The sequence below is a fragment of the Thiothrix sp. UBA5583 genome (genome assembly GCA_002425225.1).
GTDB lineage: Bacteria > Pseudomonadota > Gammaproteobacteria > Thiotrichales > Thiotrichaceae > Thiothrix > Thiothrix moscowensis.
In genome coordinates this window covers 35221-57267 of record DILV01000016.1, presented here as the reverse complement: position 1 = coordinate 57267, position 22047 = coordinate 35221, and the positions used below count along the sequence as shown (strand labels likewise).

Below are 22047 nucleotides of genomic sequence, written 5' to 3'. Positions count from 1 at the left end.
AAACCTCACACGTCCAGATTGCTAACCGACAGCGCGTTCTTTTCGATGAAATCCCGGCGGGGTTCAACTTCATCACCCATCAGAGTGGTAAACACTTCATCGGCGGCGATGGCATCTTCGATCCTGACCTGCATCAAACGACGGCTTTCTGGATTGAGGGTGGTTTCCCACAACTGGTCAGGGTTCATTTCACCCAAGCCTTTGTAACGGCTGATTTGCAAGCCACGGTTGGCTTCTTTCATCAACCACTCCACCACTTGGTCGAAACGGGTCACATCCTGTTTACGTTCACCACGCATGATCATTGCTCCGTCACCGAGTAGCCCATCCAGCTCGCGGTTGGCTTTGAGCAGCAATTTGGTTTCCGGCATCAGGAAGAAATCGCGGTCGAGTTCGATGCGGTGATCCAGTCCATGCTGGCGGCGATTGACTTCCACTGTCCACGCGCTGTCATCCACCTTGTTTAATACGCTGGAATAGGTGCGTGCGCCAGTAGCCCCAGCATTCAGGGTGGCAATGGCTGTTGCTACCCAGCTTGCAAACGATTCGGCACTGATGTGGTTGACATCTTCCGCAGAGGGCAGCGATTCAAACAGCATGGCTTCCAGCAAGTTGCGGTCATAGCGGCGTGACAGGCGGGCAATCACCTGTTTGACGGCATTGTACTGGCGCACCAGGGTTTCCAGAGCTTCTCCGCTAATGGCGGGGGAGGCGCTGTTGAGATGCAGGCGCGATTCATCCAGTGCCAGTTGCAACAGGTAGCGTTCCATTTCGCTGTCGTCTTTGACGTATTGCTCTTGCTTGCCGCGCTTAACCTTGTACAACGGTGGCTGAGCAATGTAGATGTAGCCACGGTCAACCAGCTCCGGCATCTGCCGGTAGAAAAAGGTCAGCAGCAGGGTACGGATGTGGGAGCCGTCCACATCGGCGTCGGTCATGATGATAATGCGGTGGTAACGCAGTTTGTCGGGGTTGTATTCCTCGCGCCCGATGCCACAGCCGAGGGCGGTGATGAGCGTGCCGACTTCCTGCGAACTGATCATCTTGTCGAAACGCGCCTTCTCGACGTTGAGGATCTTGCCCTTGAGCGGCAGGATCGCCTGGGTGCGGCGATCACGCCCTTGCTTGGCGGAACCGCCCGCCGAGTCCCCTTCCACCAGAAACAGTTCGGACAGGGCAGGGTCTTTTTCCTGACAATCCGCCAGTTTGCCGGGCAGGCCAGCAATGTCCAAAGCCCCTTTGCGGCGGGTCATTTCACGCGCCTTGCGGGCGGCTTCGCGGGCGCGGGCAGCTTCGATCATCTTGCCTGCCACCAGTTTGGCCTCGCCGGGGTTTTCCAGCAGGAATTCGGCCAGTTTGTCGTTCATGGCCGCTTCGACCACGCCCTTGACTTCGGAAGATACCAGTTTGTCCTTGGTCTGGGAGGAGAACTTGGGGTCGGGTACTTTCACCGACAACACGGCAGTCAAACCTTCGCGGGAGTCGTCACCCGTCGGGCTGACTTTTTCCTTTTTCGCCAGACCCGCCTCCTCGATGTAGCTGTTGAGGGTACGGGTGAGGGCAGCGCGGAAACCGGACAAATGCGTACCACCATCGCGCTGCGGGATATTGTTGGTGTAACAGAACACGTTTTCCTGATAGGAGTCGTTCCATTGCAGGGCGACTTCCACCCCCATGCCATCCTGTTCGGTGCTGAAATAGATGATGTTGGTGTGGATTGGGTTCTTGTTGCGGTTGAGGTGCTGCACGAACGCCTTGATGCCACCTTCGTACTCAAACACGTCTTCGCGGCCTTCACCCCGGCGGTCAATCAGGTGGATGCGTACCCCGGAGTTGAGGAACGACAGCTCGCGCAAGCGCTTGGCGAGGATGTCGTAGTGGAATTCGGTCTGGGTGAAGATCGTGGGGCTAGGGTGAAAGCGTACTGCTGTTCCCGTACCCGTGCTGTCACCGATTTCAGCCAGTGGCGCTTCCGGTTCGCCCAGATGGTAAACCTGCCGGTAGAGCTTGCCATTGCGGCGGATGGTCAATTCCAGTTCGTCGGAAAGAGCATTCACCACCGATACCCCAACCCCGTGCAAGCCGCCGGATACTTTGTACGAGTTGTCATCAAACTTGCCGCCTGCGTGCAGGATGGTCATGATAACCTCCGCCGCCGAGCGTCCTTCTTCAGGATGGATGTCGACCGGAATACCACGCCCGTCATCGGATACCTTCACCGAGCCATCACTGAATAGTTCCACTTTGACTTCCGAGCAGTAACCAGCGAGGGCTTCGTCGATGGCATTATCCACCACCTCGAAGACCATGTGGTGCAAACCAGTACCATCATCGGTGTCGCCGATATACATACCGGGGCGTTTGCGTACCGCTTCCAGCCCTTTGAGAACCTTGATGTTCGAGGAATCGTAGGTGTTGTTATCCGTCATGTCGTATCCATTCCTAAAATGAAAAACGGCCTCACTGCTGGCTAGCCTGCCCGTGTTTCACGTGAAACAAACGGGCATCAGCAAACCGTTGCCGTAGTGGGTCGGGGTGAGTGCCGGTAATGATCAGTTGTTGCTGTGTCATGCGCAACGTATTGTATAACGCTTGCAGGTTTGTCTCATCCAGTTCTGAAGCCAGGTCGTCGATGGCGATTATACCGCGTTTTGTGTCCGTCTCGGCAGCCGCATGACTCTGTGCCAGCAACAGGCTGACTGCCAGCAGTTTTAGTTGTCCGCGTGAAGCCACCCGTGTTGCCGGAATACCTTCCAGTAAGATGTGCAAATCGGCACGATGTGCTCCGTACAGGCTGAAACCCTGTTTGAGTTCCTGCTCCCGCTTGTCGTGGAAAAAATGCCGCAGGGATTCCACATCTTCTGCATCCACACTCCCTGGGAAACCACTGCCCAGTTGCAAGTGCGGCATTCCTGCCCCCTCCAGCAAAGCCACACTGATTTGCAGGTCAGCTTGTAGTGCTTGCAAGGCCTGTACCCTGTACCGGTACAGTACAGGTTGCAAGGCAAGCAGTTGTTCCGTCCACTGCGGTAGAGCGTAGCGTTGTCCCGGATCACGCAGGCAGGCATTGCGCTGCCTGAGTATACGCTGATAGTTGCGCCATGCCTGATTAAAATCAGCAAAACGGTAAAAGGCGATCCAATCGAGGAAAGCACGTCGCAGGGCAGGGCTGCCTGTGACCAGTTCCACCGAACCGGGGTGAATCAGAGTCAGGGGCAAGTGGCTGCTGAGTTCAGCCTGTTGCTGTACATCAGCGTGGTTGATACGAATACGGGTGTCTTGACTGGTTTTGCTGATACCAATCGGGTAACTATCTCCGGCAATGCCGTTTTCCACTTTGGCACTGACGGTCAGCTCGCTTGCTCCGCGCCGGATCAGATCGGCAATGCGCGGAGTGCGGAAGGAACGCCCACGCGACAATACCGCCAGTGCCTCCAGCAAGCTGGATTTGCCGGAAGCATTGTCTCCGAACAGGACATTGGCATGTTGTGCCAGTTCCAACCCGGTATCAGCAACAATGCGGCAATTACTGACCGATAGCCTGCTCAACCACACGTGGGTGGGTTCCTGTGCTTACAGGCGGATGGGCATAATGACATTGCGCAAACTGTCATCGACCGGATCTGTCAGCAAGGCACTAGTTTCCGGTGAATTGCAGAACAAACGCAGGGTCTCGCCTTCCAGATGATTAACCGCATCCAGCAGGTAAGTGACGTTGAAACCGATGCTGAAATCATTGCCGGTATAAGCCACATCCAGTTCATCCGTAGCTACTTCCTGTTCCGGGTTGTGTGCCTGTACCTGTAACAGGTTTTCGCTCAGTGACAAACGTACCCCTCGGAATTTTTCATTGGACAGGATCGCCACCCGGTTGAGCATGTCCTTGAAAGATTTGCGGTCAAGATCCACCTGGATTTGCCCACCGCCGGGAACGGCCGCACGGTAGTCAGGGTAACGCCCATCCACCAACTTGGTAGTAAAACGCAGATTATCAAGTTGTACCCGCAGATGGTTCTGACTGGCCTGTACCTGTACGGGTACTTGTGAGTCACCCCGCAGCAAACGTGACAACTCCAGAACCCCCTTGCGCGGAATGATCAGTTGGCGGGACTGTTCCACCCCATCCATGGTTTCATTGTGAAATGCCAGTGCTAGGCGATGCCCATCCGTAGCCACGGTACGCACACCGTCTGGAGTTACATCCAACAACATGCCATTGAGGTAATAGCGCACATCCTGATTGGCCATGGCGAATGCTGTGCCATCCAGCAGGTGTTTAAGCTGCTTTTCCGGCAAGGTAAAACTGTGCATTTCACCAATGTCTTCTAGTTCAGGAAATTCACTGGCGGGCAGGGTAGCGAGTTCAAAGCGGCTACGACCTGAGGTGATACGGGCGCGTTTGTCGTCCTGTATTTCAATGTTGACAATGCTTTCGGCAGGCAGGGATTTGCAAATGTCTGCCAACTTGCGGGCGGGTAGGGTAATTGCACCATTGGAGCCATCCATCACTGGTGTCTGGGTGGCTATTTCCAGTTCAAGATCCGTTCCACGCCAAAAGGACTGGTTGCCTTCAATTCGTAGCAATACATTTTCCAGAATCGGAGCTGTGTGCCGTTTTTCAATGGCTCCCAGAGTGGCTTGTAGGGATTCAAGCAGGTGTTCACGGGTTTGAGTCAGCTTCATATCTTTATCTATCTTGTATATTTAAAAAATAGTAATCGTAATAAGAGGATTGCCTGATTGTGGATAACATGACCATCTATATGATTTTTCAGGTTTTTAGTAATATTATCCACAAGCATAAACCTGTGTCTCGGATAGCACTTTTCCTGTCAGTATCCTGTGGATGAATTTCCATAAACAGATTATCCACAGGATGCCCCAGGACTTGTCAGGGTGCTTATCCTCAGCTTGTTAGAGTACGTAGCAGGATACGGTACTCCTCGTCCAGCTTGGGGGTGGATTCCCGCAATTCCACCACTTTGCGGCAAGCGTGCAGGACAGTGGTATGGTCGCGCCCCCCAAATTCCTCTCCAATCTCTGGCAGGCTGTGGTTGGTCAGTTCCTTGGTCAGTGCCATCGCAATTTGACGTGGACGCGCCAGTGAGCGGGTACGGCTTTTGGAATCCAGGTCGTTAACCCGGATATTGTAGTACTGAGCTACCGCTTTTTTTATATTGGCAATCGACACCAGTTTGTCTTGGCTGGCCAACTGGTCACGCAGGGCATCCTGCACGAAATCCATCGTCACCTGGGTAATGCATTTGAGGCGCATACTGGCGATAACTCGCTGCAAAGCCCCTTCCAGATCGCGGATATTGGAATGAAAACGCTTGCCGATGAAAAAGCTCACATCGTTGGGCAAGCGCAACCCGGCGTCCTCGGCTTTTTTGCGCAGGATGGCGACACGGGTTTCCAGATCCGGCGATTCGATCTGTACGGTCAAACCCCAGTTGAAACGGGTCTTGAGGCGGTCTTCGATACCTTCAAGATCCTTGGGGAATTTGTCACTGGCGAGGATGATGCGCTTTTGTCCTTCCAGCAGGGCATTGAAGGTGTGGAAGAATTCTTCCATGGAACGGTCTTTGCCCGCAAAGAACTGGATGTCATCAATCAGCAAGGCATCAGCGCTGCGGTAATGCAGCTTGAATTCTTCCATACGGTTGCTGCGGATGGCTGAAATCATGTCGTTGACGAAACGTTCCGCATAAACATAAATGACCCGTGCATTCGGGTTGTGTTCTAGCACACGATTGCCGATAGCGTGCATCAGATGGGTTTTACCCAGCCCAACACCACCGTAGATGAATAACGGGTTGTAACTGGTATCCGGGTTATCGCCGACCTGCTGGGCAGCCGCACAGGCCAGTGAGTTGGATTTGCCTTCCACGAAATTGGCAAAGGTCATGCGCGGGTTGAGTGCATTGGCAAACCGCTCGCTGGCTGGGGCAGGCGTAGGTACAAAGGTGTGCAGTTGATTGTTGAGTATTGGCGGTTTGGGAGCTTCCTGTTGTGCCTGTGGTTGCATCTGGCTGGATGAGCCAATTTGCAGCAGGACATCAAAGGCGTTGTCACCGCTGATGATGCGGGCGTGAAACAGGATGCGTGGCAGGTAATTTTCATGCACCTGTTGCAGGACAATGGTGTTGGGAGCCAGCAAATACATGGCGTTGCGTTTTTCGATGGCGTGCAGGGAGCGCAGCCAGGTACTGATTTCGTGGTCAGGGACTTCCTGTTCCAATTGTTGTAAGCATTGTTGCCAGAGCATAAAAAGGCGGTTCCAAGGTGGTTGAAACGGGTGAATGGGTGCGTTTGGAAACCTTGATTATAGACGTCCGTCAGAGTTATCCACAAGCACAAGCTAGCCACAGGAGTTGATCACCGTGTTGACAAAAACGCTGCAATTCCTTATCCTGCCTCACCTTTTTGGCTGCCCGCGATTGCAAAACTTTTTTTCGGGGCGACCAACGAACGATTTTCTGAATTAATTGGTGATTTGTCATGAAAAGAACCTTCCAACCAAGCAATCTGCATCGTGCCCGTACCCACGGTTTTCGCGCCCGTATGGCCACTGCTGATGGGCGTAAAGTCCTGAGTGCCCGCCGTGCCAAAGGCCGTGCCCGCCTGATCCCGTAAGATTTTGGAGGCAGGCAAGCTAGCGGCTGGCGGGTTTCCGCGTTGTGTACGCCTGACCCGTGGGGTTGAATTCCAGCGGGTTTTCCAGCACGGCAAACGCCTACACGCCAATGGGCTGAATGCGCGCGCCGCTGCCAATTCACTGGGGTTCCCCCGTTTGGGCATGGCCATTGCCAAGAAAGCTCTGCGTCGCGCCCATGAACGCAACCGTATCCGTCGGCTGATACGGGAAAGTTTCCGCCAGCATTTGTCCCAATTGCCTGCGGTCGATCTGGTGGTCATGTGCCGTTCTGATGTTCTGACCATGAGCAATTCCGAACTTTTCCAGCAACTGGAAGGTTTATGGTTGCGCTTGCACAAGCTATACTCTGCCGGGTCCGGGCAGACCCAAGACCCTGCCCTCCCCTAACTGCCAATAACCGGATTGCATTACCCATGGATTCGCAACGTCCTTTCCTGTACCTCACCCTGTTATTCATGCTGTTCCTGATTTGGACGACATGGCAACAGGATCATGCTCCCAAACCTGAACCGACTGTCGCAACCAGCGGTGCTGCACCAGCGGCGGGGGCAAATGCTGCCCAGGATGTACCGGTACAGGGAAGTGTCCCTGCTCTGCCGGGGAATGCTGCCGTGCCGGTTTCCGGTGAAAGCGGTGGTGGTCAGGTGGTGACTGTGCGTACCGATACACTGGTGCTGCGCATCAACACCCGTGGTGGTGAAGTGCTGGAAGCCGATTTGCCAACTTACCCGGTCAGTCTGGAACAGGCTGATAAGCCAGTCAGGATTCTTGACATGAACGGGCGTAACTACGTGGCACAATCCGGTCTGCAACATCTGGCGGTGGAAGGTCAGGATGCCAAAACCCTTGCACCTGACCATCTGGCAACCTATACCGCAGCCCAGAATGAATACAAGCTGGCGGATGGGCAGAATGAACTGGTTGTGCCACTGACCTGGCAAGGGGCAAACGGCGTGACCGTCACCAAGCGCTTCGTATTCAAGCGTGGCAGCTTCCTGGTGGATGTAGAACACGAGGTCAAAAACGGTTCCGGCAATGTCTGGAGTGCTACCGAGTACCGTCAGCTCAAACATGGTCATGTAGCCGAAGGCAGTAGCCTGTTTGGTGTGTATGCTTATACCGGTGCTGCCTATTACCATGAGGGGGCATACGCGAAGCTGTCTTTCAGCGATATGGATGAAAAGAAGCTGGATGAAACCATCACAGGTGGCTGGGTGGCGATGCAGGAGCACTATTTTTTGAGTGCTTGGATTCCCCCGCGTGACCAGCAAGGCCAGTACTACAGCATGGTGACGCAGAACCAAGGAACCAAAGGATACGTGCTGGGAATGCGCAGCCCGGTACAGCAGGTTGCTCCCGGTGCAACCGGTGTGTTTAAAAGCGGTTTTTACGTTGGGCCGAAGGATCAGGATACGCTGGCAGGTATTGCCGATGCTCTTGACCTGACAGTGGATTACGGGATTTTTGCGTTCATTTCCAAGCCGATTTTCTGGCTGATGCAAATGATCCACAAAGTGGTGGGTAACTGGGGTTGGACGATCATTTTCCTGACCATCATCATCAAGCTGTTGTTCTTCTACCCTTCCGCCATGAGTTACAAGTCGATGGCGAAGATGAAGGCGGTTTCCCCCAAGCTGAAAGAAATCAACGAACGTTTTGCTGATGACCCGCAAGGCAAGCAAAAGGCGATGATGGAAATTTATCGCAAGGAAAAAATCAATCCGCTGGGTGGCTGCCTGCCGATCCTGATCCAGATTCCGGTCTTCATGGGTTTGTACTGGGTGCTGCTGGAAAGCGTGGAATTGCGTCAGGCTCCGTGGCTGTTGTGGTACAAGGACTTGTCCATCATGGATCCTTATTTCGTGCTGCCGGTCATCATGGGGGCATCCATGTACTTCCAGCAACTGCTCAACCCGCCGCAGGTTGACCCGATGCAGCAGAAAATCTTCCAGTTCATGCCGGTCATTTTCACCGTGATGTTCCTGTGGTTCCCTGCTGGTCTGGTGCTGTACTGGGTGGTGAATAATATTCTGTCGATGGCTCAGCAGTGGTACATCAACAAGAAAATCGTCGGGCACGCCTAAGTACCCCTCACCCCAACCCTCTCCCTCAAGGGGAGAGGGGGTAAGAGAGCATGTTTCATGTGGAACAATTCCGACACCATCGCAGCCGTAGCTACGCCGCCGGGGCGGGGTGGGGTCGGGATTATCCGTATTTCCGGGCAGCGCGTCCCTGAACTCGCGGCTGCCATCCTCGGATCACTTCCCTCCCCGCGTCAAGCTGTACACCGCTTGTTCAAGGCGGCGGATGGCACGTCACTGGATGATGGTATCGCACTGTATTTCCCTGCTCCGCATTCCTTTACCGGCGAAGATGTGTTGGAGCTGCAAGGGCATGGCGGCACGGTGGTGCTCGACATGTTGCTCAAGCGCTGTGTGGAATTGGGTGCACGCTTGGCTCGTCCCGGTGAATTTTCCGAGCGTGCCTTCCTCAATGACAAGCTGGATCTGGCACAGGCGGAAGCGATTGCCGACCTGATTGATTCGGGGTCGGAACAGGCAGCACGTTCTGCCCTGCGTTCCTTGCAGGGTGAGTTTTCCAGCGCAGTCAATACCCTGCTCACCAGCCTGATTGAATTGCGCGTGTATGTGGAAGCCGCTCTCGATTTCCCCGATGAGGAAATTGATTTCCTCGCGGATAATGAAGTGACTCGACGGCTGGAAAGCATCAGGCAGCAGTTACAAATCATTTTCCAGAAAGCCCGCCAAGGCAGCCTGTTGCGCGACGGGATGCATCTGGTCATTGTTGGCAGACCGAATGCGGGCAAATCCAGCCTGCTGAATGCACTCGCCGGGCAGGAAACCGCCATTGTCACCGATATTGCCGGAACCACCCGCGATGTGTTGCGCGAGCGTATCAATCTGGATGGAATGCCGTTGCATATCGTGGATACTGCCGGTTTGCGTGATAGCGATGACCCGGTGGAAAAGATCGGTATTGAACGCGCCTGGGCAGAAATCACCAAAGCTGACCTGATCCTGCTGCTGGTGGACGATACCCGTCATGACGAACCGGAAAATGCAGTCATACTGGCTCGCCTGCCCCCGCACCTGCCGCGCATTACCGTGCATAACAAAGTGGACTTGAGCGGCAAGCAGCCCGGCAAGCAGGGCGAACATATCTACATTTCCGCCAAACATGCCCAAGGTATGGATGCATTGCGTACCGAACTGAAAACCCGCATGGGCTATCAAGGTGAGGCGGAAGACACATTCATTGCCCGCCGCCGCCACCTCCAGGCACTGGAAGACACCCAGACTGCCGTCGAGCGTGCCGAATTCCAGTTGCGCGAGTTCAACGCCGGGGAACTGATGGCGGAGGAACTGCGACTGGCGCAGGATGCACTGGGTCAGATTACGGGTAGGTTCACGCCGGATGATTTACTGGGGGAAATCTTCAGTTCTTTCTGTATCGGCAAGTAGACCCTTTTTCATTCCTGTGCACGCCGGTATTCCTGGGGAACATGCGGTTCACAAATGTGCCATGCCCGTTGAATCTCATGAGAGGCACGTTCCAGGTGCAGGCTACATTCCTGCAAATGCCCGCCCAGTTTGAAGCGTTGCCGCGCAAGGTCGGCATTCGCATCCCGCTGGAGTTTCTCACTCAGTAGTTGCAGTAAATCTGCGAGTGAATCGTAAAACAAATCACCGATTTCCTCGGCTAATTGTTCCGGGCTGCCTTGGTAGTTTTTGAGGGTATGGGTGTGTTTCATGCTTGGTTACTCCGTGTGCGAATCACGTCAAAATCGTCATCCACCAACAACTCGCCGTTGCGGAATACCGGGCGTAAGCAGTTGCTTTCCCACGACAGCGCATCCTCGCGGACAGTCTTGATTACGCCCGCATCCTTAATCACCGCCAGCCGTCCGCGTTTGGAGTTTTTGCCGGAATCGGTAATGGGCTGTTTATACACATCGCGCCACGCGCCATTGATTTGCATCGCGGAAGCCTTCATCGCAAAGCGCAAGGTATCGCGGTTGACTTTCTGTAGTAGCCCGCCGCCCATGCCAAACGCCACGTTTTCGGTGGAAAAGCCTGCCTGTTGGATGCGTTGCAAAATCACGCCGATGGAATCCACATCCACCCCATCGCCCTGAATCACCCGCACGCAATCGCTCAACACTTTGTAGCCCTTGCTGTTTACGCGCCCGCCGAATTCCGCATACAAACGTTCCAATACCTCCGGCACGATGTCTTCTGGCACACCGGAATCGGGGCGGATCACCACGGTAGCACCGCTGCGTTCCACCTGCGCCCGCAATTGCTTGCCCCAAATCTCAGAAACGGCGTGGTAAATGTCGTAGGAATCGGATACCACCGCGAGTATTTTCCCCGCCTGCCCGAATTGTTGCAGCATATTGGCGTAAGCATCGGTTTCGCCTTCACGTCCCCATGCGGTGATGGTGGAATGTTCTGCCGCCGGGATCGAAAAGCCCGCCATGTCCGCGCCGTAATACTTGCGTGCAGCCAGCAATGCCACGACCGTATCGCTACCCATGAAATTGACCAAATGCGCCATGCCACCGAGGGCGGCGGATTCGTGCGAAGACACCCCGCGTGCGCCGAAATCATGCAGCTTGAACGGCAACTCCACCATTGGATTGTCGCAAGTCGCTTCGAGGGCTTGGCGAATGCTTTGCTTCACCTGCCATGACAGCGTGGCAACGGTGGTGGGATACCACACCGCCCGCAGCAATGCGGTTTCCAGATACGAGGTCAGCCAAAACGCTTGCGGGTCAGTATTGCGGATTTGTACCAACGCATTGCCGGTGGGGACAATCATGCCTTCGGGCAAGGCTTCGATTTCAATGGGCAAGAAACCGCCGTGTTGCTGCACAATCTGTTCCCAGCCTTCACGGAAAAACGGTACGCCGTGCGCGGCAAACACTGCCTCTGCCTCATCAATATCCGCTGTGGTGACAGGCTTGAGCAGGTATTCCTTGATAAACGCCTGCAAGCCAAAGAATAGCGTGTGCGGAAATTGCCCGCCGCGTGACTCGATGTAGGATGACACCACTTGCGTCCCTGCTGGGTATTGCAAAAAGTGGCTGGCTTTGTAGCTGTCGGTGTTGAGAATCAAGTTAGTGAACATAGGAAATCCTCCTGTGTTGTTACATGAGTGGCAGTCTATCTGCCACTGTTTTACCCCTCGCCCCTTGAGGGAGAGGGGGTGAGGGGTTTTACCCAATCATCGTCTTAATAATCTGAAAATGGTCTTCAAACAGCCGTTCAGGATCGAGATCGCCGAGCGGAACCCAGAAAGCGTGTTGCGCATCATCACCGCCTTTCACTTTCGGCAAACCGTGTGCATCCGGCTTGAGTTCAATCAGGAACGCATGGGTAATGGTGCGCCCACGTGCCGAACGGTAGGGGTCGTCAAATACCTGCTCTTTCACAATCGACCCTGCCAACACGGGTGCTGGTACTTTGATGCGGGTTTCTTCACGCAATTCACGAATCACCGCATCGCGCAGCTTTTCGTGCGGGTCAAGGAAACCACCGGGTAATGCCCATTGCCCTTTGCCGGGGCGGGCTTTGCGTTCGATCAGCAAGATGTGCCCAGCTTGTACCACCACCGCATCCACGGTCACAAACGTTGGTGCGTAAGGCGCGGCTTCCCAACCCTTGCGGTACTGACTGATGAATTCCCACTCACTGGCGATGTGCCGAAAGGTGTCGGATTCGCGGAAGGTTGCCAGCCAGGTTTGCATCGCAGGTGGCATGTCTCCGCTGGTTGTACCGTGCTGGAAATACTGTTCGCGCAACGGTGTCGACGACAAGCCACGCACGTTATCCACCGCGACTGATTGCCATTGCGGGAACATCGACAGGTAATAGGAACTGTGGTCTTTGCTGTGTCCGATCAAGCCGATACGTGGTGCTGCACTGCCTACTTTGGGGGGGAAACGGCAAGCGATGCCATGCACGCTTTGTTGCACGCGGGTAATCCAGCCTTGCTCGTTGTAGGTGTCGTCCAGCAATGGTGCAAGGATCAAGCGGTCGCCTGCTTCAGGGAAAGCGGCACGGATAAACTGCTCGCGTTCGGCAAATGTCCACGGGTTACGCAAGGTACGTGGCTGGCAACTCGAGCCGACCAGCACAATGACGCGCTCGGCACGCTGCAACGCGGTTTCCACCACGACCTGGTGGCCTGCATGAAATGGCTGAAACCGGCCAATGAAGACCAGAAAATCGAAATCAGGTTTGAACATGTCAGTAAGCTCCTTACTGCGAACGTTGTCCCCGGTCTATCCGGGAATGCTCAAAGTAAACGCTGTTGCGACTTGTCTGTCAACCCCCGTTGGTCGTGCGGCAATTTTGTTGGTGTGTCCTGCTTGAATCCCGCCCCGTTCTCCCCCATGCTTGACACCTGCCATGACATAACAGGTAACAAGCATGACCGCCAAAACACCCGCCATCCCCTTGATCAAAGCCCCGCGCACGGCTTACATCGAATCCCTCAACCCGCACTACAGCCCGGAACAGAAAGCCGAAGTCAAAGCCAGAATCAAACAGTTGCTGAAAGAGCAGGATGCGGTGCTGGTAGCGCACTACTATGTTGAACGCGACTTGCAGGAACTGGCGGAAGAAACCGGCGGTTACGTCTCCGACTCGCTCGACATGGCGAAATTCGGCAACGAACACCCGGCGAAAACCCTGATTGTGGCGGGTGTGCGTTTCATGGGCGAAACCGCCAAAATCCTCAACCCGGAAAAGCGCGTGCTGATGCCAACGCTGGAAGCCGAATGCTCGCTGGATCTGGAATGCCCTGCTGCCGAATTCATCCCGTTTTGTGATGCCAACCCTGACCGTACCGTGGTGGTGTATTCCAACACCAGTGCCGAAGTCAAAGCCCGTGCCGATTACGTGGTCACGTCCAGCATTGCGGTGGAACTGGTCACATGGCTGGATGAACAGGGCAAGAAAATCCTCTGGGCACCGGACAAGCATCTGGGCAATTACATCCAGCGCATCACGGGTGCAGACATGCTGTTATGGCAAGCAGCCTGTGTGGTGCATGATGAGTTCAAGTTTCGTGCTTTGGGGGACATGATTGAAAAATACCCCGATGCCGGTGTGCTGGTACACCCCGAATCACCGCAGGAAATCATCAAACTGGCGGATGCGGTCGGTTCCACTTCCCAACTGATCAAGGCTGCCCAGACCTTGCCGCACCAGCGTTTCATCGTGGCAACCGACAGCGGGATTTTCTACAAGATGCAACAGGCTGCCCCCGGCAAGGAATTCATTGCCGCCCCCACTATGGGGGAAGGTGCAACCTGCCGGAGTTGCGCCCATTGCCCGTGGATGGCGATGAATGGTCTGCACAACCTGCTCAAGGTGCTGGAAACCGGCAATAACGAGATTTTCGTGGAGGAAAGCATCCGCGTGCAAGCCTTGCGCTCCACACAACGGATGCTGGATTTTGCCAAAATGCGCCGGGGCTAAGCGGATTTTTCCACCGTAAAGATGACCCCATCCACGCCGGTGACGCGAACCCGTGTTCCGGCAGGCAGGTCAGCGCCGCGTACCCGCCAGGCAGTATCGCCCACGCGCATGGCTCCCCGCCCATTGATGATGGCTTCGGTCAGCACGTATTCCTTGCCGATGTGGCTATGCAGGCGGTTGTTGAGGTCGGGGCTATCAGATGCCACGTTTTCCTCACGGAAACGTGACTTGCGCCAGCCAAATACACTGACCAATGACACCAGCGCAAAGATCAGAATTTGCAAACCCAGAGGCATGGCAGGAAAAACCCACAGGGCAATACCGGCTACCATCGCGCCGAACCCGAACCACATCAGCACCATAGCCGGAGCCAGCACTTCCAGCGCCATTAGCAGTGTTCCGAAAATCAGCCAGTGCCAGAATTCAATACTGACGGTTACATTCATGACTTGGCATCCTTCATGGCTTTCCACAACTCATTGATGCTGCCAATGGAACCCATCAGACCGCTGGTGTCCATCGGCATGAAAATGGTTTTCTGCTGGTTGGAGTCGGCAAACTTGCCCAGGGCTTCCACGTATTTTTGCGCGACGAAGTAGTTGAGGGCTTGCACATCCCCTTCTGCTACCGCTTTGGAAACCATCTGGGTAGCTTTGGCTTCGGCGAGGGCTTCACGTTCGCGGGCTTCGGAACGCAGGAAGGCGGCGGTTTTCGCGCCTTCAGCTTCGAGGATTTGTGCTTCCTTTTTACCTTGTGCTTCGGTGATCTGGGCGCGTTTCTGGCGTTCGGCAGTCATTTGCAGGTTCATGGCGCGTACCAGTTCGGCGGGTGGCTCAATGTCCTTGATTTCGACACGCAGTACTTTCACGCCCCAGGCGTTGGTGGCTTCGTCGACAATTGCCAGCACTCGCGCACCGATTTCATCCCGCTTGCTGAGCAAATGGTCGAGTTCCAGCGAACCGCACACGGAACGCAGGTTGGTCATCACCAGATTGAGGATGGCGTTGTTCAGGTTGGCGACTTCATACGATGCCTTGGCTGGATCAAATACCTGATAGAACACTACGCCGTCGATATTGACGTTGGCGTTGTCGGCAGTAATGACCTGTTGCGGCAGGATGTCGAGCACCTGTTCCATCATGTTGACCTTGCGCCCAACCTGATAGATGACCGGAACCAGCAAACCAAGCCCCGGTTGCAGGGTGTAAACGTAACGCCCAAAGCGCTCGACGGTGTAGTTGTAGCCTTGCGGTACCATTTTCACACCCATGAAGATGAGTGCGGCGATAAAGACCAGAACGGCGATGGCAAATTCAGTCATGAATGGCTCCTTGCTGATGCAGTAGATTTGTTGTTGGTATCTAACACCAGTTTAGTCCCGCAGGCAGCAATCGGCATCTATTTCCAGATAAAGATGGGGTTATCGCTGGTGCGGGCAAGGTGGTTTTCTCTAATAAGAACTTGGCTACAGCAAGAATCTCCATTATAGTTTTTCTTATTATAGAAACCATGCCACTTTCTAAAATATGAATCTATCTGAGTACCAATCTGGTCATTATGAAGCTCAATATGAGTACCAGAGCTTTCTGCCATCCCTGATCAATCATCCTTGGGTAATCGCTGATCCTGCCCTGTTGCAACTACTGAGTCAGGCTGACCGTGCGCTGGGTGAGCTGAATGCGTTTTCGCAATTAGTGCCGGATGTCGACTTTTTCATCCAGATGTATGTTGCCAAGGAAGCGACGTATTCAAGCCGTATTGAAGGCACGCAAACGAATGTCGAAGACGCTTTCAAGGATGCTGCTGATGTCGCGCCAGAGAAACGTGACGACTGGGCGGAAGTGCAGAACTACATTCAGGCGCTGAATCATGCGGTGGCGCGACTGGAAACCCTGCCTCTCTCCAACCGTTTGTTGCGGGAGGCGCACGCCACCCTGTTGCAAGGTGTCAGGGGGGCAGGCAAACAGCCTGGTGAATTCCGCACCAGCCAGAACTGGATTGGCGTTAGCCTGAAAAACGCGGTGTTTGTTCCCCCGCACCATGAGCGGGTTGGCGAGTTAATGAGTGATCTGGAAAAATTCCTGCACGACGACACGCACTATGTTTCTCCGCTGCTCAAGATTGCGATTGCGCATTACCAGTTTGAAACGATTCACCCGTTTTTGGATGGCAATGGGCGGCTGGGGCGGTTATTGGTTCCACTGTATCTGGCTTCTGAACAGATTCTTGCCAAACCCGCGTTGTATTTGTCGGATTATTTCGAGCGCAACAAGACGGCTTATGTCGATCACCTGATGGCAGTCAGGCAAGGCAACCACTTGCGTGAATGGCTGCTGTTCTTTTTGCATGGCGTGGCAGAAACGGCGCAATCCTCCATTGCTGTCTTCAAAAGCATATTGTTGCTCAAGGAGCGTATCGACAGGGATGTATTGCCACGCTTCGGTGTACGTCGGCAGGAGAATGCGCAACAGCTCATGCGCTACCTCTACCGGAAGCCGGTTGTTGATGTGAAAACGGTTACGGCGCTGTTGGAAACCACGCAAAAAACGGCGGGGTCGTTGGTTGATGATTTGGTTAGTTATGGGGTGTTGGCGGAGATCACCGGGCAGCGGCGTAATCGGTTGTTTGTGTTTAGGGAGTATCTTGGGTTGTTTACAAGATAGGTCGGAAAGGCAAGGCAAACCGCGCCATTCACTCCTTATCCAGCACGTCTGGTTTCCGTAACACTTTTTTCTCTTCGGATGCCAAACGGCGTTCCACTTTTTTCACATCCTCAGCGGGTGGCAGGTTTTCCGGGCGAATGCCGCGTTCCAATAGCGTTTTACGCACGGCTTGATTGTTGGTGATGTGTTCGCTGGAAATGGCGGCTTCCGTTTTCATTTTGTGTTCGCGGGCGTTAAAGATGGTGATTTCCGTGGCGAAGTCTTTGGCTTTGAGGATGATGGTTGGGGCGAAATCCGCCAGTGGGCGATTGTCAGGCACGTTCCATTGGGCTTTCATGGATTGGGTTGGTTTGCCGAACAGTGCGGTATCGCCTTTGCTGCGGATCAGGGCAAAGTTCTTGTTTTCACCTGTTTGTTCGTAGATGACTTGGGAAAGTTCTTTCTCGGTTTCCGCCAGTTTTTGACGGGCAAAAACCCGTTCTGCTGCCAGTAAACGTTGCTCAATCAGTTCTGCCTTGCGTGTTTGCATGGCGAAGTAGGTTTGCGCAAAGGCGATTTGCTGTTTGCGTGGGTCGCCATTCTGGGCAATCAAATAGCAGGCGTAGCGGGTCAACATGATGTCTTCCACTTCGCGTTTACTACCAGAACCGAGTTCCACCATTTTGTTGACATCAACAAAATGGTCTGCGATAGCGTGGTCAGAAATTTCACAAGCCGTCTTGGCTTTGTTGATGGCAAGCATGAAGTTACGCCATTCGGTGTAGCCCAATAGATGTTGTAAATCGCGGGCAAGCCAGAATTCCACGCCGCCTTCCGTGTGTTGTGCGTGTGCTTCAAAGGTGGAAGTCAGGGTGTGAACCAATTCCTTTTTCATGGCTTGTCTCCGTATCACTCAAAATTATCATCATATTGGTTATGTATAGTAGCTCATTTTATTGAATTTAAGAATAGTAACAATCATAATATGCGCTATGAAACAAACCGACACTATGACAACCTCTTCCGATACCCTCGCCTCCCTGAGCCTATCGCAGCGCGAACGGCTGGCGTACATTGAGTTCCGCCTGTTTTTTCTGGGCGATGTGCGCCGTCAGGATTTGATGGAGCGTTTTGGTATTGCCCCCGCCGCTGCGACCCGCGATTTTGCGCAATACCGCGAGCTTTGCCCCGATAACCTCAGTCTGGATGGCAGCAGCAAGGCGTATGTGCTGGGCGGTGGCTTTCGACCTGCGTTTGCGCACAATGTCGAGCGCGTATTGATGATGTTGTCGCAAGGGTTTGGCGATGGGATCAGCCAGATGCAGGATGCGTTGTTGCCGTGTGAACTGCCGCCGATGTTGAACCGCCCTGCGGTTGACATCCTTGCGCCAGTGACGCGGGCAATTTATCAGCGCAAAGCGGTGCGGATGCGTTATTTCTCGCATTCCAGCGGGGTGTCGGAGCGGGAAATTGTGCCATTCGCGCTGGCAAATGATGGGTTGCGCTGGCATGTCCGTGCTTTTGACCGCAAATCCGGGGAATTCCGCGACTTTGTGTTTACGCGCATGGAATCCACCGAACTGCTGGATGGCAACCCCGCCAAACACGAACTCCCCGCGCAAGACATCCAGTGGAACCGCATTGTCGAACTCGACATCGTGCCGCACCCTGACCGTCCGCATCCTGAAATCACCGAACGCGATTACGGTATGGTTGATGGTGTGCTGCATCTGAAACTGCGGGCGGCGATGGCGGGGTATGTGTTGCGGCAATGGCAGGTCGATTGCTCGGCGGATCATAGGGTTAAGGATAAAGGGTGTCGGTTGTGGTTGCGGGATGTGTTGGCGTTGTATGGGGTGAAGAATGCGATGCTGGCGTTGGGGATATGTACAGCTAAAAAACAATGACTCACATGAAGTTGCAACTGTTGACATCAGACGCAAACCGTGCAATTCTTTATTTAACCTTTTTTGGTTTACAAGTTTCTCCTAAAATGGCATTATAATTTAACTTAACTGGGAGGCTAGGCGGCAATGGCAACTACATTTGGAAAATTTGTACGTAAACTCAGGATTGATCGAGGCAAAGTATTAGGGGATATGGCAGCAGCGTTAGGCTTGTCAAGTGCGTATTTGTCTGCTGTTGAGAATGGGAAAAAGAATGTTACTGATCAACTACTTATCGGTGTGATTGATTATTTCTCTTTGGATGAGAAAGCAACAGTAGAACTGCGAGAAGCTGCTGCAAACTCACAAACATCAGTAAAATTTGACTTACAAGATTCTCCAGAAATGGAGCGTATGTTGGTTAGTTCATTTGCAAGGAAAGTACGAGATCTTTCCCCAAATCAGCAAGGAGACTTGCTGGATTTTTTAGGTAAATTATAACAGGGTGGTTTTATTGATGAATAAAGGACGCAAGGTTAAGCCGCGATATATTAAAGATATAAGAGATCTAAGTCATTTGATAAGGCAAGAATTTGATCTCCCAAAAGCATGGTTTCCTATTGTAGAACTGGTTGAGAAACTAGCTGCAAATGAGGCTATAGAATTCATGATTCTTGCTGAAAATGAAATGCCTCATGATTACGGCTTAACATTTCCGAGGAAAAATCTTATCCAAATAAGAGAAGATGTATATGAGGATGCTGTAAGTAAAGGAGGATTTGGGCGTTTTACTATGGCACATGAATTAGGACATTTATTTTTACATCGAAATGAGCCAGCCTTTGCAAGGAATCAATCAGTTACCAAACACCAAACTATTGAAGACTCAGAATGGCAAGCCAACAAGTTTGCTCAAGAGCTTTTGGTTGATGTTCGTCATCTTGACCCATACTCAACTCCCGAATTAATGGCTAAAAAATTTGGCATTACCGGACAAGCAGCACAGGTAACATTTAATGCATTGAAAAGAGAAGGGATACTAAGATAGATAAGGCTCTATGCGGGAACACAGAGCCTTAGTTTTTTAAGTAGCCTACAGAAAGAAGGTGAACAGAGCGCACCACACTTTCTATATTTGCAGAACCACTTTGTATTGGCGTGCTGAGTATAGTTCTGAAAATAGGGTATGTCCAATTCGCTCAATAGCAAAGAGGATACTGACATGAGTATGTGTCACTACCCTAGAGCGGTGTTTGTGCGTGCATATCACCGTTTTCGCTTTGGACAGTGGGAGTTTGTGCGCCAGCACTGCCGTAGCTATCCGGGGCAATTGTCTTTTCCTTGGTAAATCATGAATATCATGAACCGATGATGCTTTATTGGTCAAAAATAGACAAATCCGGTGCTTATGCGCCGGATGATGCTACCTCATGATTAAATGGAAAATATAGAAGATTCTTTAAGGGTTTCTAATCAATTATTAGTAGACAATTCACTGGAGTGACCCTTTCTCTACCCCCTGACGATCAAACCCGCCTCGAAGTCCGCCTGCAAGACAAAACCGTGTGGCTTTCCCTCACCGACAATATTTAGAAATGATGTTTGCCGAAATTACTGAACGTTGAATCCCAAAAACGCCCGCAAATCCCCATTCCCCAACGCCCCCCGACGCGGTGGCAACTTATCCACATCTGCCGCCATCACCTCCCGATACGCCGCCCGCACAAACGCCATGCACAGCGGAGCAACCGCCCCCGTTTCCGCCTCGGTTTTGGTCGCTTTATCCCGAATCTGCCGCTGAAACGCCTCCAGCACCGCCACATCATCCGTCAATGCCTGCAACAAATCCGGGAACACCACGGTAGGCATCGTGTGTTCGCGCATCACCCACAACGCACTCAGGGTGGCGCGGCTGATGTAAAAGAACCGCTTCAGCTTGATGTCCGGCGCATCCAGCGCGGCAATCATATTGTGCGCCATCGCGCTGTAATGGTGGAATGTCGCCTTGGCGTTGAAGGTACGCACCACCATCTCACGCAGCAGCGCCGCCCGTTGCGGGTCTTCGCGGTAAACCAGCGGTGAAATCAGCCATTCCTGAATCACGCTGTTGCCGCTGTTAGCGAGTGTCATCGCCTTGCGCACATCCCAGCCGCCAATATCCAGCACCGCGTTGACAGGCAGTTCGATCACATCGCGTTCCGGGTCAAGCTGGATGTACCACTCTGGCGCATGGGCATACACAAAGCGCACGTCGTAATCACTATCCGGCGACGGAAAGCCCCACGAACGGCTGCCGCTTTCAATCGCGCTAATAATCGTCACCTGATGCTGGCGAGCCAGCTCCTCCAGCTTGCCCAACACTTCCGTGCGGATGCTGGTATTAATCAGTTCCTGCATTTACACCTTCCCCTGATAACGTTGCAACACCTGCCCAATCTCCTCCAACGCCCGCTCCGCCGCGTGCGGACAGCTCACTGCCTCGCTGATCGAGCCGAAATGCTGTTCCAGACAATCGGTCAGCAACTGGCGGATGGCATCCGTATCCGGCGCATCCGGCAAGCGGCTGGCGAGATATACCCGTTCCAGATCGGCTTCCTTGCGGGCAAAGTAATCTTCCAGTTGCGGCAGCGTCCATTCACCCCGGCGGATCGCTTTCATCTGTTCGGCATCGCGCTGCAAATCCATGTCCTGATGCATCAGCAATTGCTCAACCTCACCCAACAAACGCACCACGTGGTAGGCGAATTTCACGTCATAACCGAATTGCTCCGTCAATTCCTTGCGCTTGCCCTCCGGCTGTTTGGTTCGGATTTTGTGCATCTGCCCGTAGGCATAGCCCTTGAACTTCGCCCAGCAGCCTTTGTGCAAAAACAGTTGCCGCCGCTCGCGCACCAGCTTGCCGATGGGCGAGGCATACAGCACGCAATTTTCCGGCACATACAGGCTGTCGATAATGTTGGGGTTATTGTCAGCCAGCAGGCGGAAATACTTGGCAATCGCAAACACCGTCACGTCATACACCCGCCCCTTGCCACCCAAGGCTGCCGCATCGCGGATATGGTGCTGCTGGTATTGCTCGAATTGTACCGAGTAGTTATCAAAACCCGGAATTTCGCCGCGCAAATGCGGGAACATCATGGTTTTGGGCGGAATGGCGAAGGCGTAGATGTCCATGTCCGAACTGTCGTTGCTGACCCCATACGCCACCGAACCCATGATGACTTCGTACTGCACGGCACTGCTGAGAAAATCCGGCGGGCTGGGCAGGAGCTTTTTTTGCTGGAGTGACTGGATGTGGCTGCTCATACGTACTGGCTAATCTCTTTATCTCAAATTTCATATATTTTGAAACA

General features: G+C 53.4%; 21 protein-coding genes. 9 read left to right on the top strand and 12 right to left on the bottom strand.

The annotated features are described in order from the left end of the window. Positions 1-5: 5 nt before the first annotated feature. The 4 genes from gyrB to dnaA form a co-directional block, all read right to left on the bottom strand. The gene (gyrB, locus tag B2U47_RS05390) at positions 6-2429 is read right to left on the bottom strand and encodes a DNA topoisomerase (ATP-hydrolyzing) subunit B (RefSeq protein ID WP_296684041.1); all 2424 of its coding nucleotides are present in this window, start codon (positions 2427-2429) and stop codon (positions 6-8) included. Positions 2430-2460: 31 nt separating this feature from the next. Continuing rightward, positions 2461-3555 (bottom strand): DNA replication/repair protein RecF, encoded by a 1095-nt coding sequence (gene recF, locus B2U47_RS05385; RefSeq protein WP_296681703.1) that lies wholly within the window; start codon positions 3553-3555, stop codon positions 2461-2463. An 18-nt stretch (positions 3556-3573) separates the two neighbouring features. Continuing rightward, positions 3574-4683, bottom strand: coding sequence for a DNA polymerase III subunit beta (gene dnaN / locus B2U47_RS05380; RefSeq protein ID WP_296681701.1), 1110 nt, complete (start codon positions 4681-4683; stop codon positions 3574-3576). A gap of 223 nt (positions 4684-4906) precedes the next feature. After that, a complete protein-coding gene (gene dnaA, locus B2U47_RS05375) occupies positions 4907-6268 on the bottom strand; it encodes a chromosomal replication initiator protein DnaA (protein WP_296681699.1) in 1362 nt (453 codons plus the stop codon). A gap of 233 nt (positions 6269-6501) precedes the next feature. On the opposite strand from dnaA, the gene rpmH reads away from it, so the two are divergent. From rpmH to mnmE, 4 genes are read left to right on the top strand one after another with little or no spacing between them, the layout of a single operon-like run. Next, positions 6502-6636, top strand: a complete 135-nt coding sequence (rpmH, locus tag B2U47_RS05370; protein ID WP_296681697.1) for a 50S ribosomal protein L34 — start codon at positions 6502-6504, stop codon at positions 6634-6636. Between the two features lie 4 nt (positions 6637-6640). Next, a complete protein-coding gene (rnpA, locus tag B2U47_RS05365; RefSeq protein WP_296681696.1) occupies positions 6641-7045 on the top strand; it encodes a ribonuclease P protein component in 405 nt (134 codons plus the stop codon). 26 nt (positions 7046-7071) lie between these two features. Further along, entirely contained in the window at positions 7072-8742 is a 1671-nt protein-coding gene (yidC, locus tag B2U47_RS05360) for a membrane protein insertase YidC (protein WP_296681694.1), read from the top strand. 57 nt (positions 8743-8799) lie between these two features. After that, positions 8800-10140 carry a tRNA uridine-5-carboxymethylaminomethyl(34) synthesis GTPase MnmE gene (mnmE, locus tag B2U47_RS05355; protein WP_296681693.1) on the top strand — a complete coding sequence of 447 codons (1341 nt, stop codon included), beginning with the start codon at positions 8800-8802 and terminating at the stop codon, positions 10138-10140. 8 nt (positions 10141-10148) lie between these two features. On the opposite strand, the gene B2U47_RS05350 is transcribed toward mnmE, so the two are convergent. The 3 genes from B2U47_RS05350 to B2U47_RS05340 form a co-directional block, all read right to left on the bottom strand. Beyond that, positions 10149-10430, bottom strand: a complete 282-nt coding sequence (locus tag B2U47_RS05350; RefSeq protein ID WP_296681691.1) for a hypothetical protein — start codon at positions 10428-10430, stop codon at positions 10149-10151. Continuing rightward, positions 10427-11809 carry a nicotinate phosphoribosyltransferase gene (locus B2U47_RS05345; protein WP_296681690.1) on the bottom strand — a complete coding sequence of 461 codons (1383 nt, stop codon included), beginning with the start codon at positions 11807-11809 and terminating at the stop codon, positions 10427-10429. The genes B2U47_RS05350 and B2U47_RS05345 overlap by 4 nt, the downstream gene beginning before the upstream one ends. Positions 11810-11897: 88 nt before the next feature. Further along, positions 11898-12929, bottom strand: coding sequence for a bifunctional nicotinamide-nucleotide adenylyltransferase/Nudix hydroxylase (locus tag B2U47_RS05340; RefSeq protein ID WP_296681688.1), 1032 nt, complete (start codon positions 12927-12929; stop codon positions 11898-11900). Positions 12930-13113: 184 nt separating this feature from the next. Between B2U47_RS05340 and nadA the strand changes: the two genes are divergently transcribed. Next, positions 13114-14166 carry a quinolinate synthase NadA gene (gene nadA, locus B2U47_RS05335; protein WP_296681687.1) on the top strand — a complete coding sequence of 351 codons (1053 nt, stop codon included), beginning with the start codon at positions 13114-13116 and terminating at the stop codon, positions 14164-14166. Here the strand turns inward: nadA and B2U47_RS05330 are convergent. Continuing rightward, entirely contained in the window at positions 14163-14612 is a 450-nt protein-coding gene (locus B2U47_RS05330) for an NfeD family protein (RefSeq protein WP_296681685.1), read from the bottom strand. The two genes, nadA and B2U47_RS05330, sit on opposite strands and share 4 nt — an antisense overlap. Beyond that, positions 14609-15487 (bottom strand): SPFH domain-containing protein, encoded by an 879-nt coding sequence (locus tag B2U47_RS05325; protein ID WP_296681683.1) that lies wholly within the window; start codon positions 15485-15487, stop codon positions 14609-14611. The genes B2U47_RS05330 and B2U47_RS05325 overlap by 4 nt, the downstream gene beginning before the upstream one ends. Before the next feature lie 205 nt (positions 15488-15692). On the opposite strand from B2U47_RS05325, the gene B2U47_RS05320 reads away from it, so the two are divergent. Continuing rightward, positions 15693-16829 carry a Fic family protein gene (locus B2U47_RS05320; RefSeq protein WP_296681681.1) on the top strand — a complete coding sequence of 379 codons (1137 nt, stop codon included), beginning with the start codon at positions 15693-15695 and terminating at the stop codon, positions 16827-16829. A gap of 28 nt (positions 16830-16857) precedes the next feature. Here the strand turns inward: B2U47_RS05320 and dinD are convergent, their stop codons facing one another. Continuing rightward, entirely contained in the window at positions 16858-17703 is an 846-nt protein-coding gene (dinD, locus tag B2U47_RS05315; RefSeq protein ID WP_296681680.1) for a DNA damage-inducible protein D, read from the bottom strand. Positions 17704-17818: 115 nt separating this feature from the next. Here dinD and B2U47_RS05310 point away from each other — a divergent pair, with 115 nt between their 5' ends. The 3 genes from B2U47_RS05310 to B2U47_RS05300 all read left to right on the top strand — a co-directional run bounded on the left by B2U47_RS05310 (position 17819) and on the right by B2U47_RS05300 (position 19742). Beyond that, positions 17819-18715 carry a transcriptional regulator gene (locus B2U47_RS05310; RefSeq protein WP_296681678.1) on the top strand — a complete coding sequence of 299 codons (897 nt, stop codon included), beginning with the start codon at positions 17819-17821 and terminating at the stop codon, positions 18713-18715. Positions 18716-18841: 126 nt separating this feature from the next. Further along, positions 18842-19195: a helix-turn-helix domain-containing protein gene (locus B2U47_RS05305; protein WP_296681677.1), complete on the top strand. Its 354-nt coding sequence runs from the start codon at positions 18842-18844 to the stop codon at positions 19193-19195. A gap of 16 nt (positions 19196-19211) precedes the next feature. After that, entirely contained in the window at positions 19212-19742 is a 531-nt protein-coding gene (locus B2U47_RS05300) for an ImmA/IrrE family metallo-endopeptidase (RefSeq protein WP_207250643.1), read from the top strand. A 563-nt stretch (positions 19743-20305) separates the two neighbouring features. Here B2U47_RS05300 and B2U47_RS05295 read toward each other — a convergent pair. Then, positions 20306-21091 (bottom strand): nucleotidyltransferase domain-containing protein, encoded by a 786-nt coding sequence (locus B2U47_RS05295; RefSeq protein ID WP_296681671.1) that lies wholly within the window; start codon positions 21089-21091, stop codon positions 20306-20308. Next, positions 21092-22000: a nucleotidyltransferase domain-containing protein gene (locus B2U47_RS05290; protein ID WP_296681670.1), complete on the bottom strand. Its 909-nt coding sequence runs from the start codon at positions 21998-22000 to the stop codon at positions 21092-21094. It abuts the gene before it with no gap. Positions 22001-22047: the final 47 nt, after the last annotated feature.